This is a genomic window from Nocardia sp. CNS-044, assembly GCF_059570515.1.
In genome coordinates, this window is sequence record NZ_JCANSX010000009.1 from 510314 (window position 1) to 526220 (window position 15907).

The 15907-nt window shown below is 69.2% G+C and carries 17 protein-coding genes; 5 read left to right on the forward strand and 12 right to left on the reverse strand.

All coding sequences use genetic code 11. The features are described 5' to 3' along the window. The 7 genes from T333_RS25125 to T333_RS25155 form a co-directional block, all read right to left on the reverse strand. Entirely contained in the window at positions 1 to 2085 is a 2085-nt protein-coding gene (locus tag T333_RS25125) for a CocE/NonD family hydrolase (protein ID WP_496426127.1), read from the reverse strand. A 124-nt stretch (positions 2086 to 2209) separates the two neighbouring features. Beyond that, positions 2210 to 2782 (reverse strand): adenine phosphoribosyltransferase, encoded by a 573-nt coding sequence (locus T333_RS25130; protein ID WP_357248026.1) that lies wholly within the window; start codon positions 2780 to 2782, stop codon positions 2210 to 2212. A 37-nt stretch (positions 2783 to 2819) separates the two neighbouring features. Then, entirely contained in the window at positions 2820 to 4532 is a 1713-nt protein-coding gene (locus T333_RS25135; RefSeq protein ID WP_496426036.1) for an ABC transporter substrate-binding protein, read from the reverse strand. 28 nt (positions 4533 to 4560) lie between these two features. Next, positions 4561 to 5793 (reverse strand): protein translocase subunit SecF, encoded by a 1233-nt coding sequence (gene secF / locus T333_RS25140; RefSeq protein ID WP_496426037.1) that lies wholly within the window; start codon positions 5791 to 5793, stop codon positions 4561 to 4563. Continuing rightward, positions 5790 to 7499: a protein translocase subunit SecD gene (gene secD / locus T333_RS25145; protein ID WP_354999658.1), complete on the reverse strand. Its 1710-nt coding sequence runs from the start codon at positions 7497 to 7499 to the stop codon at positions 5790 to 5792. Before secD ends, secF begins: the two co-directional genes overlap by 4 nt. 103 nt (positions 7500 to 7602) lie before the next feature. Then, entirely contained in the window at positions 7603 to 7950 is a 348-nt protein-coding gene (gene yajC / locus T333_RS25150) for a preprotein translocase subunit YajC (protein ID WP_354999657.1), read from the reverse strand. A 240-nt stretch (positions 7951 to 8190) separates the two neighbouring features. Next, complete coding sequence (locus T333_RS25155) at positions 8191 to 9681, reverse strand: flavin-containing monooxygenase (protein ID WP_496426038.1); 1491 nt, start codon at positions 9679 to 9681, stop codon at positions 8191 to 8193. A 78-nt stretch (positions 9682 to 9759) separates the two neighbouring features. Between T333_RS25155 and T333_RS25160 the strand changes: the two genes are divergently transcribed. Beyond that, complete coding sequence (locus T333_RS25160) at positions 9760 to 10410, forward strand: TetR/AcrR family transcriptional regulator (RefSeq protein ID WP_496426039.1); 651 nt, start codon at positions 9760 to 9762, stop codon at positions 10408 to 10410. A 169-nt stretch (positions 10411 to 10579) separates the two neighbouring features. Then, positions 10580 to 11146 (forward strand): DivIVA domain-containing protein, encoded by a 567-nt coding sequence (locus T333_RS25165; protein ID WP_354999655.1) that lies wholly within the window; start codon positions 10580 to 10582, stop codon positions 11144 to 11146. Positions 11147 to 11164: 18 nt separating this feature from the next. On the opposite strand, the gene T333_RS25170 is transcribed toward T333_RS25165, so the two are convergent. The 5 genes from T333_RS25170 to T333_RS25190 all read right to left on the reverse strand — a co-directional run bounded on the left by T333_RS25170 (position 11165) and on the right by T333_RS25190 (position 14669). Continuing rightward, positions 11165 to 11680: a GtrA family protein gene (locus T333_RS25170; protein WP_354999654.1), complete on the reverse strand. Its 516-nt coding sequence runs from the start codon at positions 11678 to 11680 to the stop codon at positions 11165 to 11167. 96 nt (positions 11681 to 11776) lie between these two features. Beyond that, entirely contained in the window at positions 11777 to 12862 is a 1086-nt protein-coding gene (gene ruvB, locus T333_RS25175) for a Holliday junction branch migration DNA helicase RuvB (RefSeq protein WP_354999653.1), read from the reverse strand. Positions 12863 to 12868: 6 nt separating this feature from the next. Beyond that, complete coding sequence (gene ruvA / locus T333_RS25180) at positions 12869 to 13474, reverse strand: Holliday junction branch migration protein RuvA (protein ID WP_354999652.1); 606 nt, start codon at positions 13472 to 13474, stop codon at positions 12869 to 12871. Then, positions 13471 to 14040, reverse strand: coding sequence for a crossover junction endodeoxyribonuclease RuvC (gene ruvC, locus T333_RS25185; RefSeq protein ID WP_496426128.1), 570 nt, complete (start codon positions 14038 to 14040; stop codon positions 13471 to 13473). Before ruvC ends, ruvA begins: the two co-directional genes overlap by 4 nt. A 122-nt stretch (positions 14041 to 14162) precedes the next feature. Next, a complete protein-coding gene (locus T333_RS25190; protein WP_496426040.1) occupies positions 14163 to 14669 on the reverse strand; it encodes an O-acetyl-ADP-ribose deacetylase in 507 nt (168 codons plus the stop codon). Between the two features lie 75 nt (positions 14670 to 14744). Between T333_RS25190 and T333_RS25195 the strand changes: the two genes are divergently transcribed. The 3 genes from T333_RS25195 (at position 14745) to T333_RS25205 (ending at position 15893) form a co-directional block, all read left to right on the forward strand. Continuing rightward, positions 14745 to 14951 (forward strand): DUF5988 family protein, encoded by a 207-nt coding sequence (locus T333_RS25195; protein WP_354999650.1) that lies wholly within the window; start codon positions 14745 to 14747, stop codon positions 14949 to 14951. A 76-nt stretch (positions 14952 to 15027) separates the two neighbouring features. Beyond that, positions 15028 to 15390 (forward strand): metalloregulator ArsR/SmtB family transcription factor, encoded by a 363-nt coding sequence (locus T333_RS25200; RefSeq protein WP_496426041.1) that lies wholly within the window; start codon positions 15028 to 15030, stop codon positions 15388 to 15390. Continuing rightward, complete coding sequence (locus T333_RS25205; RefSeq protein WP_496426042.1) at positions 15387 to 15893, forward strand: SRPBCC family protein; 507 nt, start codon at positions 15387 to 15389, stop codon at positions 15891 to 15893. The genes T333_RS25200 and T333_RS25205 overlap by 4 nt, the downstream gene beginning before the upstream one ends. Positions 15894 to 15907: the final 14 nt, after the last annotated feature.

Below are 15907 nucleotides of genomic sequence, written 5' to 3' on the forward strand. Positions count from 1 at the left end.
CTAAGGGTTCGCCTGAAGCGGACGATCGGTCGGCAGATTGATGTAGCTCGGCTTGTCCGGATCGATGGCCAAGAGCTGCGGTTTGAGTTCGGTGTTGTTGAGCATCGGCCGGAACGGTAGCCCCTTGGGCGGGTTGCCCGCGAAGACGTCGACCCGCAGCCGATGTCCGGGCTTCAGCACCGCCTGGGTGGGGATGACGGCGATGTCGAGCGCGATCGGCTCGCCCGGCGTGACCGGCAGCATGCTGTCCAGGGTGATCGGGTTGTGCGGCGCGGAGTAGTCGCCGGAGGGCGACCGCTCGCTCTTCGCCTCGTCGACGGCGCGCATCGAGGTGGTCAGCTGGCCGGTGGTCAGGACCAGTGAGGTGCCGTCGGGCGCCACATCGTTGACGGTGACGTTCCAGTAGCCGTCGATGGCGTCGTGCACGGTGTTGAGGTGCACGTTGATCGGCCCGGAGATCACCGTCGGCTCGGTGACCGGCGGGCTGGTGAAGGTGAGCGCGTTGCGTTCGGCGATGCGGGAGTCCTTGGCGCACATGTCCAGGACCGCGCTGAGGCCCGCCGATCCCTGGGCGGTGTCGCGCGAGCAGATCATGGTGAGGCCCGGCGCGATGGTGAGCGTTTCCGCGTCGGCGGGGCGAGTGTGGATCAGCGAGCCGTCGTACTGCACGTGCTCGGCGGTGCCGCTCGGCGCCGCGGACAGGTAGACGCGGCGGTGCACGACGCCGGGCCGCGGAAAGCGTTCCAAGGTGACCCAGCTGCCGCCCTGCTCCCAGACCACGATCGGGCCGAAGCCGTCGATGCCGTTGTCGATGCCCTTGAGCCACCGGTCGAACCACGCGCGCTGCAGCACGTCCAGCCGGGGCGGCGCGCCGGGCACACCGGTTCCCGCGCCAGGATTGGCGTGGTAGGTGTCGCCGACGACGAGTTTCTTCTGGTTGTCGGGCAGCGGCATGGCGTTGTACAGCTTGGTCGCGCTGTTGGCGAAGATGTCGTGCCAGCCGCCGTAGACGAAGGCGGGGACGTTCACTCGCTCCGGATGCCCGAGAATGCCCTGCCGGAACGGACTGTCGGCATCGAGCGCGGCCGCCAGCGCGGGCGGCACATCGTCGAGCGACGGCGTCGTCAGCGCCTGGGCGAGCAGGTCGAAGTTGGTGTTCGGGTCCGACACTCGCTCGCGGAACCACACCCAGTCGAAATTGCCGTTGAGCATCGAGGCCACGTCGGGGATCAGCTTGAGCTGGTTGACGTTGCTGAGCCACATCGGAAGGAACATGGTGCCGATGCCGCCGCCGGGCGCGACCACGTCGCGCATCAGATCGCTGCCCGGTTCCACGGGGAAGATCGCCTTCAGCGGCGCGGGGGCGTCCTCGGCGGCGCGCAGCTGGTTGATCCCGGCATACGAACCGCCGCTCATCGCGATGTCGCCGTTCGACCAGGGCTGACCGGCGGCCCATTGGATGACCTCGCGGGTGTCGAGTTGTTCACGGGCGCCGAGGGTGTCCCAGCTGCCCTGCGAGTATCCGGTGCCGCGGACGTCGACCACGACCAGGTTGTAGCCGCTGCGGATCAGTTTGCGATCGATGCCGAGGACGGTCTGCACCGTGCCGCCGTCCAGCGCGTGCAGCAGATCCTCGAAACCGCTGATGGGCGTCCCCGAGAAGTTCTGCCGTCCCACGAAATCCATCGTGAGCTGCTGCAACCCCGGCACCGCCAACGCCGAATCGATGAGATTCGTCATCAGCTTGGTGTACGGCGTGAGGTTCACGATCGTCGGCAGCGGCCGCGACTCCGGCGCGCCGCCGGTCTGGGAGGGCCGGTACACATTGGCCTTGAGGACGACGCCGTCGCTCATCTCGATGGGAACGTCCCACTGGATGTCCACATCCGAGTACGGCTGCGGGCCGTCGTGCAGTTCGGTCCACCGGTCGGCGAGAGCCGCCAGATCCGGCTGTTCCGACGCCGGATGATAGGCCCCGATCGCGACCACCGCCAGCACGACAGCGAACGCCCCGACCACCGACCTGATCATCGAGCCCGACAGCCCCCTCGGCTGCAATGTCCTGGCCACCCCTGCCCTTTCCATCGTCACCGGTCACATGAGACAGACTGGGACGATAGCAATCGGCTACCGGGGAATCGGGGACCTTCGGGCCGGTCGGCACGTCGAAACATGCCGCGTCAACGGTCCGGGGCGACCGCCTCGGGGGTCAGACCCGGACGATGGAGGTCAGCGGGTAGTCGCCTTGGCGGCTGCGGCCCTCCAGGAAGCTCAGCTCCAGCACGACCGCCGCCGAGACGATCTCGGCGCCTGCCGCCTGGAACAGTTCCGCGGCCGCGGCCAGCGTGCCGCCGGTGGCGAGCACGTCGTCGAGCAACAGCACCCGGCGGCCCGCCAGGTCGACGCCGTCACCGGGGATCTCCAGGGCGGCGGTGCCGTACTCGAGGCTGTATTCGCGCGTCAGCACGGGCGGCGGCAGCTTGCCCGCCTTGCGGACGGCGAGGACGCCCGTGCCGAGGGTGGCGGCGACGCCCGCGCCGAGCAGGAAGCCGCGGGCGTCCACGCCGGCGACCAGGTCCGCGTCCGGCGCGCAAGCGGCGAGGCAGTCGATGACCGCGCGGAAGCCCTCGGGATCGGCGAACACGGGAGTGAGATCGGCGAAGCGAACGCCGGGCGTCGGGAAATCGTCGCGCCAGCGGGTCAGGCGTTCGACCAGCTCGGCCGCCTTGGCGGTCCGCTCGGCGACAATCTCGTCGGACTCGACCGCCGCGTGCTTACTCATCGACACCTCTCCATGATCACTCACCCACCAACACCTGTCACCGCCGCAACACCCAGCGGTCCATGTTCCAGCCGGTGCCACCCGAAGTGGGACCGGCCACACCGTTGCGCAGACCGTCGCCGAAAGCGATCGTGCGCGGAGTGGCGAACAGGGGAATGCTCGGCATCTCCGACCACAACAGGTTCTCGGCCTCGGTCAGCAGACCCAGCTGCGCGGCCGAGTTGTCGTCGGCCACAAGCTGATCGGTGATCGCATCGTAGCGGCCATTCCCGAATCGTCCGAAATTGAGTCCGTTGCCGGTGCGCAACGCGCTGGTCGCCGCCACTCCGGTCAGCGAACCGGCCGGGCCGGGCGCGCCCGCGGTGCTCGCCAGCACGGCGTCGACGCGCCCCTCGGCGAGCTGGCCGGGGCGGAAGTCGGGCGCGCCCGCGTCCACCACGCCGATACCCGCGGGTTTGCACGCCTCGGCGATCATCTGCACCGTCTTGGCGCGGCGCTCGTCGGGGGCCAGATAACCGATGCGGATCGTCGGGTTGGCCGCCCGTGCCGAGGCGAGCGTGGCGGTGGCCGCCTGGACGTCGGTGCCGCGGTACCGCTCGGCGGCGCCGGTAGTCGCCGGGTAGAACAGCGAATCCTGCTGCGTAGTACGGGAATTCAGCGGGCCCGCGCCGAGTCCGGTGGTCGGCACGTCGGCGGCCTTGCCCAGCGTGTCGAACAGGGCCTGGCGCGGCACGCAGAACGCGAAAGCGCGGCGCGCCGCCACCGATCCGAACACGCCGTCGGTGGCCAGCACCAGCTGTTCGGCGCCGCGTCCCGGCACGGTCTTCGCCGAGAAGCCGCCCAGGTCGAGGTCTTTCACCGAGTTCGCGCCCACGTCGACCACGCTCACGGCGTTGTCGGAGACCTTGGTCTTCAGGTCGGCGGTCTTGTCGAACACCACGATGCGCCCGGTCTCGGCCTTGTTGCCCCACCACCGTTCGTTGGCGATCAGCACCAAGCCGTCCTTCGCGCTGAAGGATTCGATCCGGTACGGACCCGAGGACGGGAACCGCGACAGGTCGAGCTTCTCCGCGCCGATCGTCCAGCCGGTGTTCCAGAAGTCGGCCAGCCGCTGCACCGCGCCGAGATCGCCGGACTGCACGGCCGACACCACATTCGGCACGTTGGCCACCCGCGCGGCGATGTGCGCGGGCATCACCTCGCCCGCGGTGAAAAGGTCTCGCCACGGGCCGAACCGCCGGTCCGGACGGAACACCACGGTGGCGTCCTTGGACCCGGGCTGACACTCGACCCGTTCGATGTCCGCGTAGCCCGCGGTGTCGGCGGCGTCGAAGAGCGAGCCGCCGTCGGGCTTGGTGAAGCGCCCGCTGTGCGCGGCCCAGGTCAGCACCAGATCGTCGCAGGAGGTCGGCACACCGTCGGAGTACACGCCGTCGGGGTTGAGCCGGTACTGGATGGTCTGGGACTCGCCGGGCACCTCCTTGGCGGTGCCGACATCGGTGTCGGCGACCTGCTGCCCGTCGGGGCCGGTGTAGAAGAACCCGGTGAGCACGCGCTGGAACACCGCCGCCGAGCCGCTGCTCGCGCCGAGCGTGCTGCCGCCGTTGTAGCTGGCGATCACGGCGTCGACGGCATAGCCGATGGAGGGCACCTGGTTCTGGCCGGAGCACCCGGCCGCCATTCCGGCGGCCATGGCGCCCGCGGCGACCACTCCGATCAGACGCACCGCAACGCTGCGTGGCTGTCGCATCGAACGAAACCCCCTACCGTTGGTTTGGTCAGTGCCTCTTCTTCTGCTGTCGCTTCCCGGAGGGCCGGGCGCCCGGACGCGGTGACTGGCTGTTCTCCCGGTACCGCCGGGACGGGGCGTCGGGCAGACCGCGACCGGTCGCGGCCACCACGCGCTGTTCGGCGGCCGCGCCCGCCCGCGCGGCGGCGATGCTGGAACGCTTGCTCTGCACCTTCTTGGTGTGCGCTGCCACCGGACCCCAGCGCTCCTTGATCGAGACCAGCAGCGGGGTGGCGAAGAAGATCGACGAGTAGGTGCCGACCAGCAGACCGACCAGCTGCACGAGCGCGAGGTCCTTGAGGGTGCCGACGCCGAGCATCCACACCGCGATCACCATCAGGCCGACGATGGGCAGGATGCCGATGAGCGCGGTGTTGATCGAACGCATCAGCGTCTGGTTCACGGCCAGGTTGGCCTGCTCGCCATAGGTTCGGCGGCTCAGGTGCAGGATGCCCCTGGTGTTCTCCTCGACCTTGTCGAACACGACGACCGAGTCGTAGAGCGAGAAGCCGAGGATCGTCAGGATGCCGATCACCGTCGCGGGGGTGACCTCGAAGCCGACCAGCGAGTACACACCCGCGGTGACCACGACGTCGAAGACCAGCGCGGCCAGCGCGGCGATCGCCATGTCGCGCTCGAAGCGGACGGCGATGTAGATCGAGACGATCACCAGGAACACCGCGAGCGCCCGCAGCGCCTTCTCGGTGATCTGGCTGCCCCACGTCTCGCTGACATCCGAGGTGCTGATCGCGGCCCGGCTCGGGTTGCCGTTCTTGTCGAGGGGCTTGAACTCCTCGAACAGCGCGCCGTTGAGCTTGTCGACCTGCTGCACGTCGAGCGCCTCGGAGCGGATCAGCATCGTCGCGGTCGATCCGGTGCCGACGGTCTGCACGGAGACCGGGTCGGTGCCGATCGCCTCGTGATACACGGTCTCCACCTGGGAGGTGGTGGCGTCGCCCGCGGGGAACTGAATGCGGGAGCCGCCCTCGAAGTCGATGCCGAAGTTGAACCCGCGGAACAGGATGCTGCCCAACGAGATCAGCATGATCACGGCCGTGATCGCGTACCACATGCGCCTGCGGCCGATGACGTCGATCGCGCCGGTTCCGGTGTAGAGCCGGTTGAAGAAGCTGTGCTCGGACGCGCGCTGCCCGTAGGCGTAGTCGTCGAAGGGCCGTTCGGCGTCCTTGCGCAGCGAGGGGCTGGTCTGGCTGTTGGTCATCGCGTCCTCACGCCTTCTGCGACAGCGGCTTCTGCGGCACGGCGCTCCCGCGCGACCTCTTGGATCGCGCCGAGGCCGTTGATCGACGGTTTCGACCAGAACGCACTCCGCGAGGCCAGCAGCACCAGCGGCGCGGTGACCAGGAACACGACCACCACGTCGAGGATGGTGGTGAGGCCGAGGGTGAACGCGAAGCCCTTGACCTGTCCGGCCGCGAGCCAGTAGAGCACCGCGGCGGCGAGGAAGCTCACCGCGTTACCGGACAGGATGGTGCGGCGGGCCCGTTGCCAGCCGCGCGGCACCGCCGAACGGAAGCTGCGGCCCTCGCGCATCTCGTCCTTGATGCGTTCGAAGAAGACCACGAACGAGTCCGCGGTCATACCGATACCGATGATCAGACCCGCGATGCCCGCCAAGTCGAGCGTGAAGCCGATCCAGCGGCCGAGCAGCACCATGATGCCGTACACGGCCAGGCCGGAGGCGATCAGCGACAGGCCCGTCAGGAAGCCGAGCATGCGGTAGTAGACGAGGCAGTACAGCAGCACGATGGCCAGACCGATCGCGCCCGCGATGAGACCGGCGCGCAGCGACGAGAGACCGAGCGTCGCCGAGACGGTCTCGGCCTCGGAGGTCTGGAACGACAGCGGCAGCGAACCGTACTTCAGCGTGTTCGCCAGCTCCTTGGAGCTGCTGGCGGTGAACGAGCCCGAGATCTGGGTGGTGCCGCCGAGCTGCGGGCCCGCCTGGACCTGCGGCGCGCTGACCACCTTGGAGTCGAGGGTGAACGCGACGCGCTTGTAGAGGTACTCGCCGGTCAGGTCGGCCCAGGCATCGCTACCGGTCGACTTGAACTCCAGGTCGACCACCCAGCGCGACTGCTGCTGGTCGAGGTTGGCGACCGCGTTCTTGATCTCCTGGCCGTCGATGCGGCTCTTGTCCAGCAGGAAGACCTCGGTGCCGTCCTGCGAGCAGGTGACCAGCGGCAGGTTCGGGTCGTCGTTGCCCGCGAGCGGATCCGCCTTGGCGCAGTCCAGCGCGGCCATCGCGGCCTGCTGGGTAGCCGGGTCGGTGCTCTGCCTGGTCGCCTTGGCCGCCGCGATCTCGCGCTGCGCCTCTTCCTGCGGGGTCAGCGTCGGGTCGGCGGGCTCGGTGGGCGCCTGCGCCGGGAAGACGCGCTGCTGCGGCGCGGGCACTTCTTCGGCGGGCGGCTCCTGGGCGGGCGGCTCCGGCGCGGGCGCCTCGGGGGCGGGCGCCTCCGTCGGGACCTGCTCTCCGGCGGGCGGCACCGGCAGCTGAGCGGGCGGCGTCTGCGGCAGCGTCGCGCCCTTCGGCACGGCCTGCAGCACCGGGCGGATGTAGAGCTTGGCGGTGGTGGCGAGCGCGCGGGCCTGCTGGCCGTCGTCGCCGGGCACCGTGATCACGATGTTGTCGCCCTCGATGGCCACCTCGGAGCCGGAGACGCCGAGACCGTTGACGCGGTTCTCGATGATCTCCTGCGCCTTCTGCAGGCTGTCCTGGCTCGGCTTGCTGCCGTCCGGGGTGCGGGCGGTCAGCGTGACCCGGGTGCCGCCCTGCAGATCGATGCCGAGCTTGGGTGTCGGGGACTTGTCACCGGTGAAGAACACCAACGCATAGATCACGGCCAGTAGCGCGGCGTAGACACCGAGCAACCGGAGCGGATGCGCCGATCCCTGGGAAGGTGGCACAGTTCGTATCTCCTAGGCGGGAAGTCGAGGGTGGATCAGGCGCGCACACGCGTGCGCCGCCGAACGCTACAGCGTCCGGCGCGCGGTCGTGGCGCAGCCGACGTCAGTCCTTGGTCAGCCGGGTCTCGGTCTGCTCCGGCGTTTCCTCGGCGGTGGCCGTGGTCTCGTCGGTACCGGACTCGTCGGCGGTCGCCTCGTCGACGGTGCGGACCTCACGGATCGCCTGGCGCAACCAAGTGGTCACGACGTCCTCGGCGATCTCCAGGTCGACCGTGTCGTCGTCGAGGTCGACAACGGTGCCCCACAGACCCGACGTAGTAGTCACCGCGTCGCCGATCTTCAGGCTTTCCTGCATGGCCGCTACCGACTCGGCCTCCCGCTTCTGGCGGCGGATACCGAGGAACATCGGCACGAGCAGGGCTACCAGTAGCAGCGGAAACAGTAGTTCCATCGTCGAAGTCAGTCCCTGTCTTGTGGGTGGGATGGACAAGTACCACCACAGTCTGCCAGCTGTTGTCGGCACTGCCACACCCGCACACCCTTGACGTGCGCCACTCGTGTCGTCTCGAGCGGCGCGCGGCACGGCCACGGGCGTCCCCCGGCGCGAACGCCACGGCGTGTCGACCATCCGTTCCGGGCACAGCAAAGCCCCGCGACCAGGGGTTTCCCGGTCGCGGGGCGAACGCGAAGATCAGGCCGCCACCCCGTAGACGTAGTCGTCGAGCGGGAAGCTCACCGCTTTGCGGTGTGTGCTGACCGTGCTGTTCGGGCGCAGCAGCGCCGCCTCGCCGTGCTGGTTGAAGTAGTAGCTGCGCGCGCTCGCGCAGTCGCCGCCGTAGAAGACCGAGGCGCCGAGCTTGTCGGTGACGGTGTCCAGGAAGCGGGCGTTGGCCGCCTCGGTCACCTCGAAGGTGGTCTCGCCGCGCCGGAACAGCTCGCCGAAGAGCCTGCCCATGTGCTTCATCTGCGCCTCGATGGTGGTGAAGTAGGACAGACCGCTGTAGGAGTACGGGCTGTTGAGGCTCAGGAAGTTCGGGAACTTCGGCACCGTGATGCCCTCGTAGGCCTGGAAACGGTTGTCCCGCCAGAACTTTCCGAGGTTCACCCCGTCCCGGCCGATGATCTCAACGGCCGGGAAGTTCACGTCCCACAGGTTGAAGCCGGTGGCCAGGATCAGCGTGTCGATCTCGGTCTTGTGCCCGTCGGCGGTGACGATGCCGTCGGCCTCCACGTGGTCGATCGAGTTCGTCTCCAGCCGCACGTGCGGCGCGTTGAAGGTCTTGAAGTAGTGGTTGGAGAAGGTGGGGCGCTTGCAGCCGAAGTCGTAGTGCGGGGTGAGCTGCTGCCGGGTGCGCTTGTCGCGAACCTGCGCGCGCAGATGCGCCTTGGCCAGCAGGCCCGCGCCCTTGTTCATCGCTTTGGCCTGCTTGAAGTGCAGCACGCCGACCACCATCAGCGCCTCCAGCAGGGAGGTGTTGACCATGCGCGCCGCCTTCTGGGTGGCGGGCACCTTGGCGAACAGCTTCTGCACCGACGGCGGGATCGGCGCGTCGACCTTGGGCACCACCCAGATCGGGGTGCGCTGGAAGACGGTCAGCGCCGCGGCCTTCTCGGCCACCTCGGGCACCAGCTGGACGGCGGTGGCGCCGGTGCCGATGATCGCGGCGCGGCGGCCGGTCAGATCGAAATCGTCTTCCCACGCGGTGGTGTGGATGATCTTGCCCGCGAACGACTCGATGCCGGGGAACGGCGGCGTGTAGGGCTGCGAGAGGAATCCGGTGGCGGTGAGCAGGTAACGGCCCGTGACGGTTTCACCGCCCGCGATCGAGACCACCCACTGCTGGTTCTCCTCGTCCCAGCGGGCGCCGTCCACCACGGTGCCGAAGCGCATCCTGCGCCGCAGGCCGTACTTGTCGGCGACGTGCTCGGCGTACTTCTTGAGCTCCTTGCCCGGCGCGAACAGCCGCGACCAGTAGGGGTTGGGCTCGAACGAATAGGAGTAGGTCACCGAGGCGATGTCGACCGCGAGGCCCGGGTAGTGGTTGACGTGCCAGGTGCCGCCGAGATCGTTCTCGCGCTCCAGGATCACGTAATTGCTCAATCCGAGCCGGTCGAGCTCGATGCCCGCGCCCATGCCACCGAAACCCGCACCAACCACGACCGCGTCGTACTGAGGCGCCACGTCGAACCTCCAAAGCTGTGAACCAGTTGTCACGGAATGACACATCATTCCGTTTGTGACGACTGTATCATCGTCAGGGTGACGAAGCCATCCACCCGAGCGACCCGGTCGGCGGCCGGAAGTGCGCTCCAGCGACGCAAGGCCGAATTGCGGCAGGAGATCATCGATACGGCGTTCGTCTGCTTCGCCGAGAAGGGCTATCACGCCACCGGCATCGCCGACATCGCCAACCAGCTCGGCATCGGTCACGGCACCTTCTACCGGTACTTCGCCAACAAGCGCGACATCATCGATCACGTCATCGACGACCTGTCGGCGCGCATCATCGACGCGCTCGGCACCCAGAACGCCCCGGACGCGGCGGGCTCACTGGACGAGTACCGCGCCCAGCTGGAGCGCATCGGCACGGCGCTGTCACACATCCTCATCGAGGAGCGACGCATCCCGCAGCTGCTGCTGTTCCACGCCACCGGCATCGACGACGAACTCACCGCCCGGCTCTACGGCCTGCTGGACACGGCCGACGCGCTCACCGCGGGCTACCTGGAGCACGGCGTCGACATGGGTTACCTGCGTGCCGATCTGGACACCGCCAACACCGCGCGCGCGGTGACGGGCATGCTGCTCGCCGCCGTCATCCACGGCATGCGCGACCCGGACGAGGCCGCGACCCAGGGGCTGAACCAGGCGATCCGCCGCCTGCTCATCGACGGCGTGCGGAAGGACTGACGACCCGCCGTGCGAGTCGCCCCCGGCGACTACAGTGTGGGTGCACAAGCCGGCACTGGTTCGCATGGGGGCGTTCGTGTTTGCAAGAGACGTGTTCGCGCGAGACCGCGCGGTCCGAAATACCGGCATTCGACCGGAACCGAGCGGCGACCCTGACACAATGTCGCGGATGATGACCCCCGAGGACGTGAGCCGCATCCATTTCGACATGCCGACATTCGGCCATCGCGGCTATCACGCCGAGGAGGTCGACGCCTTCCTCGAACTGGTCGCCGCCACCCTCGACGGTCACGGCGCACTCACCGCCGACGACATCCGCCACGTCGCCTTCGACGCGCCCCGCTTCGGCGCCCGCGGCTATCAGGCCGATCAGGTCGACGAGTTCCTTGATCGGGTGCGCGCCGAACTCGAACACCGCCAGAACGGCACGCGTCCGCTGCCCGCGGGCGGCAACGGGCCCGGCCCCGCGCCCCTGCTCACTCCCGACGACGTGCACCGGATGCGGTTCACCCAGTCCTCCGTCGGCCGCCGCGGCTACCACGAGGAGGAGGTGGACGCCTTCCTCGACCTGGTGGCCGCCAGCCTCGCGCACGGCGGGCCCGGCAGTCTCACGGTCGCCGACGTGCGCGCGGTCCGCTTCACCGAGGCGCGCCTGGGCACCCGCGGATACCAGCGCGACGAGGTCGACGCCTTCCTGGATCTGGTGGTCACCGCGCTCGAGCACGCGCACCACTGAGGCTGGTCCGACGCCGAATCAGCCCTGGATGCTGTGCAATTCGGCCTCGCGAAGGTCGTCCGGGAAGACGAAGCGGCGCAGCGCCCAGAACCGGAACGCCATGGCCAGCAGCACGCCGAGGATCTGACCGGTGACGAAGTTGGCCACCGCCTGGGTCACCGGTCCGACGTGCGGCACCCGCAGGTCGAGCACGTACAGCGAGATCGCCTGCGGGATCATCGTGACGCCGATGCCGAGCGCGCTCACCGCGAAGAACAGCGCGGCCTCGTGGTGGCGCTGACGGCCGCCCCTGGTGCGGAAGGACCACTCCCGGTTCAGGATGTAGGACGCGATGGTGGCGATCAGCACGCCGAGCAGGCGGGCGGTCAGCGGCTTGTCGCCGAGCACCGTCAGCTTGGTGGCGTACACGACGCCGGTGTCGATGAACCACGTGATCGCGCCGACCGTGGCGAATTTGAGCAGTTCGCGGTGCTCGATCGCCTTGCTGCGATACGGCTCGGGGATGCGGTCGAGCACGGAATGGACCACCGTCATGTCCCGACTCTATCGGCGCTCGCTGAAGCGCGCCGCTCGCGCGGAGCCCGGCATCACTGGAGCAGGGGCATTTACGTGCCGCACGCGAAAGACCGGTCAGTCGAACAGGTCCAGCGTGGGATGCGGTTCGCGGCCGCGCACCTCGATCGAGCCGAACACCAGGTCGGGCGGCGGCACCAAGCCGAGATGCTCCCAGGCCGCGGCCGTCGCGACGCGACCGCGCGGCGTCCGCGCCACCATCCCGGCGCGCACCAGGAACGGCTCGCAGACCTCCTCGACCGTGGCCGCCTCCTCCCCCACCGCGACGGCGAGGGTCGAGACGCCCACCGGTCCGCCGTTGAAGCTGCGGACCAGAGCGCCGAGGACGGCGCGGTCCAGCCGGTCCAGGCCGAGGGAGTCGACGTCGTAGACCTCGAGCGCGGCCTTGGCGATGGGACGGGTGATCAGGCCGTCCGCGCGAACCTCGGCGTAGTCGCGGACCCGGCGCAGCAGCCGGTTCGCGATCCGCGGCGTCCCGCGGGAGCGGCCCGCGATCTCCGCCGCCGCGTCGGTCTCGATGCCTACGCCGAGGATGTGCGCCGAGCGCAGCAGGATGCGCAGCAGTTCGTCGGGTTCGTAGAAATCCATGTGGCCGGTGAAGCCGAAGCGGTCGCGCAGCGGGCCGGTCAGCGCGCCGGACCTGGTGGTGGCCCCGACGAGCGTGAAGGGGGCGATGTCGAGCGGGATCGAGGTCGCGCCGGGCCCCTTGCCGACCACCACGTCGACGCGGAAGTCCTCCATGGCCAGATAGAGCATTTCCTCGGCGGGGCGGGCGATGCGGTGGATCTCATCGATGAACAGCACGTCGCCCTCGACCAGATTGCTCAGCATGGCGGCCAGGTCACCGGCCCGCTCCAGCGCCGGGCCGGAGGTGATGCGCAGCGCGGTGCCGAGTTCGGCGGCGATGATCATCGCCATGCTGGTCTTGCCGAGTCCGGGCGGGCCCGAGAGCAGGACATGGTCGGGAGTGCCGCCGCGCTGTTTGGCGCCGCGCAGCACCAGGGCGAGCTGTTCGCGGACCCGGGGCTGGCCGATGAAATCGTCGAGCGACTTCGGGCGCAGGCTCGCCTCGATCTCCCCGTCGGACTTCGAATAGCTCGCGCTGACCGGGGATTCGGCCGCGTCGGTTTCGTCGTACTCCATCACGGCCTATCGGTTCTTGCCGAGCAGCGAGAGCGCGGCGCGCAGCGCGGTCGAGGTGTCGGCGGCGGGCTGGTCGGCCAGCACGGTGTCCACCGCCTGCTCGGCTTGCTTGGCGGGGAAGCCGAGTCCGGTCAGCGCCTCCACGACCTGTTCGCGGACCGGGGTGAGCACCGGCGCGGGAGCACTGCCGGGCGGGCCCGCCTGCACCGGAACGAGATTCACCTTGTCACGCAGTTCCACCACCATGCGCTCGGCGCCGCGCTTGCCGATGCCGGGCACCCTGGTCAGCGCCGCGACATTGCTCTCGGCCAGCGCCTTGCGCAGCGCCTCCGGCTCGAGCACCGCGAGCACCGCCATGGCCAGGCGTGGGCCGACGCCGGAGACCGTCTGCAGCAGACCGAACAGGTCGCGCGCCTCGGTGTCGGCGAAGCCGTACAGCGTCATCGAGTCCTCGCGCACGATCATCGCCGTGTAGAGGCGGGTTTCCTCGCCGCGCGTCAGGGCGGCCAGTGTCGAGGGGGTCGCGTTGAGCCGGTAGCCGACGCCCGACGCCTCGACCACCGCGTGGTCGAGCGCGATCTCCAGCACCTCGCCGCGTACCGACGCGATCACCCGCGCACCGCCTTCCGTTGTTCCGCCAGTCGTTCGGTGTAGCGCCGCCGCGCCTCGGCCGCCTTGGCCTCGGCCGCGGCCATCCGCTCCAGCAGCGGCGCCCGCCAACAATGACAGATCGCCAGGGCCAGCGCATCCGCCGCGTCCGCCGGTTTGGGCGCGACTTGGAGGCCGAGGATGCGGGTGACCATCGCGGTCACCTGCGCCTTGTCCGCCGTGCCGTTGCCGGTGACCGCGGCCTTCACCTCGCTCGGCGTGTGAAAGGCCACCGGAATCCCGCGCCGCGCCGCGGCCAGCGCGATGACGCCGCCCGCCTGCGCGGTGCCCATCGCGGTGCGCACATTGTGCTGGGCGAACACTCGCTCGATCGCGACCGCTTCCGGCCGGTGGGTGTCCATCCAGTGTTCGGCGGCGTCGGCGACGCGCATGAGCCGCTGCGCCAGTTCCATGTCCGCGGGTGTGCGCACCACATCGACATCGAGCGCGGCGACCTTGCGACCGAGCCCACCCTCCACGATGCTGAGGCCGCACCGGGTGAGCCCGGGGTCGACGCCCATCACCCGCACGAATTCCCCTCTCGCAGACACGAACAACTGTTCGAGAGTCTAACGGAGCGCTGCGGTCCGGGTCACCAGCGACACGGTCGGGACCCCGTGGACGACGCCGCCGGACGCGGAGGCGAAGCGCTTTATGCGTGTTCGGCGAAGGCGGCGTAGGCGCGTTCGTCGAAGAGCACGAAGCGCACGGTCCGCACCGCGGTGTCGGCGGCGCGGACGGTCTCGACCGCGATGCGCGCGCCGTCCTCGATCGGCCAGCCGTAGATGCCCGTGGAGATGGCGGGGAAGGCGACGGTCTGCGCGCCGAGTTCGTCGGCGACCCGGAGGGATTCGCGATAGCAGGAGGCCAGCAGCGCGGAACGGTCCTCGGTGGCCGACCAGACCGGGCCGACCGTGTGCACCACCCAGCGCGCGGGCAGCCTGCCCGCCGTGGTGGCCACCGCCTGACCGGTGGACAGACCCTTGCCGTAGTGGGAAGCGCGTAGGTCACGACACTCGGACAGGATCTCGGGACCGCCTTTGCGGTGGATGGCGCCGTCGACTCCCCCGCCGCCGAGCAACGAGGAGTTGGCGGCGTTCACCACCGCGTCGACCGCCTGCTCGGTGATGTCGCCGCGCACGAACTCGATACGGACCATGCCGGGAATTCTTCCTCGCCCGACGGTCCGGCGAAAATACCGAGGTAGCGGCGGCGCCGGAACTACCATCGGACGATGAGCAACGGTGCGAAAGCCATCCTCGAAGGCGGGCCGGCGGACTTGCCGGAGCGGATCGTTCCCATCACTCCGCCGGGGATCGAGCTGAAAATCCCCTTCAAGGGCGGCTACGAACACTTCAAGGTCACCCAGCGCCAGGCCGACACCGAGTCGGGTCGCCTGACCGTCTACGAGTGGTGTGACCGCACGAAGATCGCCGAATAGCCCGAGGGCGATCCCGCGTGGGCTCGTCCGACGCGTCCCATGGACAAACGCGTAACCAAGTGGTTACGCTTTTCGCGTGGACGAGGTGGCCGCGGCGATCGCCGACCCGGTGCGCAGGGAAATCCTGGAGATGCTGCACAACGGCAGGCTGACCGCGGGCGAGATCGCCGAGCGGTTCGAGATCAGCAGGCCCGCGGTGAGCAGGCACCTGCGGGTGCTGCGCGAGAGCAGGCTGGTGCGGGACGAACCGATCGGCCGACAGCGCTTCTACGCGCTGAACGCCGAACCGCTCGCGGAACTGGCCGGTTGGCTCGCGCGGTTCGAGCGGCCCGCGGGCTGGGCACAGCGCCTCGACGCACTGGAAACCGAGATCTACCGCACCCGCCGGGAGCGCAGGCAGCCTCCCGAGAATCGCACGACGAGGGAGAACACGGCATGACCAAGCAACCCACCGGACGCCTGCTGCCCGCCGCGCAAGGGCGCTATCTCGTCCTGACCAGGACCTATCGCGCCCCCATCGCGGATGTGTGGGCGAGCCTCACCGAATCGGACCGCACCGCGCGCTGGTTCGGCCCGTGGAAGGGCGAGGCGGGACCGGGCCGCACCGTGCAGGTGCAGATGGTCCACGAAGACGAGCAGCCGTGGATGGAGATGACCATCGACGCCTGCGAACCGCCGCACCGGCTGGCTGTCTCCGCGATCGACGAGTACGGATCCTGGATTCTCGACGTGCGGCTGACCGAGACCGACGGCGTCACCGAACTGCGCTTCACCCACCACCTGCGCACCGACGACGAGATCGCGCAGGCCCCGCAGGTCGGGCCGGGCTGGGAGTACTACCTGGACCTGTTCGGCACCGCGCGGGACGGCGCCGAACCGCCGAACTTCGACGACTACTACCCGCCGATGGCCGACTACTACCGCGAGCAGCTCGGCGCCTGACCCGGAAACGACAG

Bases quoted from the DNA above. Each gene is read 5' to 3' on its own strand.
- T333_RS25205 (WP_496426042.1), top strand. From the start codon at position 15,387: ATGACCAAGCAACCCACCGGACGCCTGCTGCCCGCCGCGCAAGGGCGC.
- T333_RS25170 (WP_354999654.1), bottom strand. From the start codon at position 11,680: ATGACGGTGGTCCATTCCGTGCTCGACCGCATCCCCGAGCCGTATCGC.
- T333_RS25130 (WP_357248026.1), bottom strand. From the start codon at position 2,782: ATGAGTAAGCACGCGGCGGTCGAGTCCGACGAGATTGTCGCCGAGCGG.
- T333_RS25190 (WP_496426040.1), bottom strand. From the start codon at position 14,669: ATGGTCCGTATCGAGTTCGTGCGCGGCGACATCACCGAGCAGGCGGTC.
- T333_RS25195 (WP_354999650.1), top strand. From the start codon at position 14,745: ATGAGCAACGGTGCGAAAGCCATCCTCGAAGGCGGGCCGGCGGACTTG.
- secF (WP_496426037.1), bottom strand. From the start codon at position 5,793: ATGACCAACAGCCAGACCAGCCCCTCGCTGCGCAAGGACGCCGAACGG.
- ruvB (WP_354999653.1), bottom strand. From the start codon at position 12,862: ATGGAGTACGACGAAACCGACGCGGCCGAATCCCCGGTCAGCGCGAGC.
- T333_RS25125 (WP_496426127.1), bottom strand. From the start codon at position 2,085: ATGGAAAGGGCAGGGGTGGCCAGGACATTGCAGCCGAGGGGGCTGTCG.
- T333_RS25165 (WP_354999655.1), top strand. From the start codon at position 10,580: ATGATGACCCCCGAGGACGTGAGCCGCATCCATTTCGACATGCCGACA.
- T333_RS25135 (WP_496426036.1), bottom strand. From the start codon at position 4,532: ATGCGACAGCCACGCAGCGTTGCGGTGCGTCTGATCGGAGTGGTCGCC.
- yajC (WP_354999657.1), bottom strand. From the start codon at position 7,950: ATGGAACTACTGTTTCCGCTGCTACTGGTAGCCCTGCTCGTGCCGATG.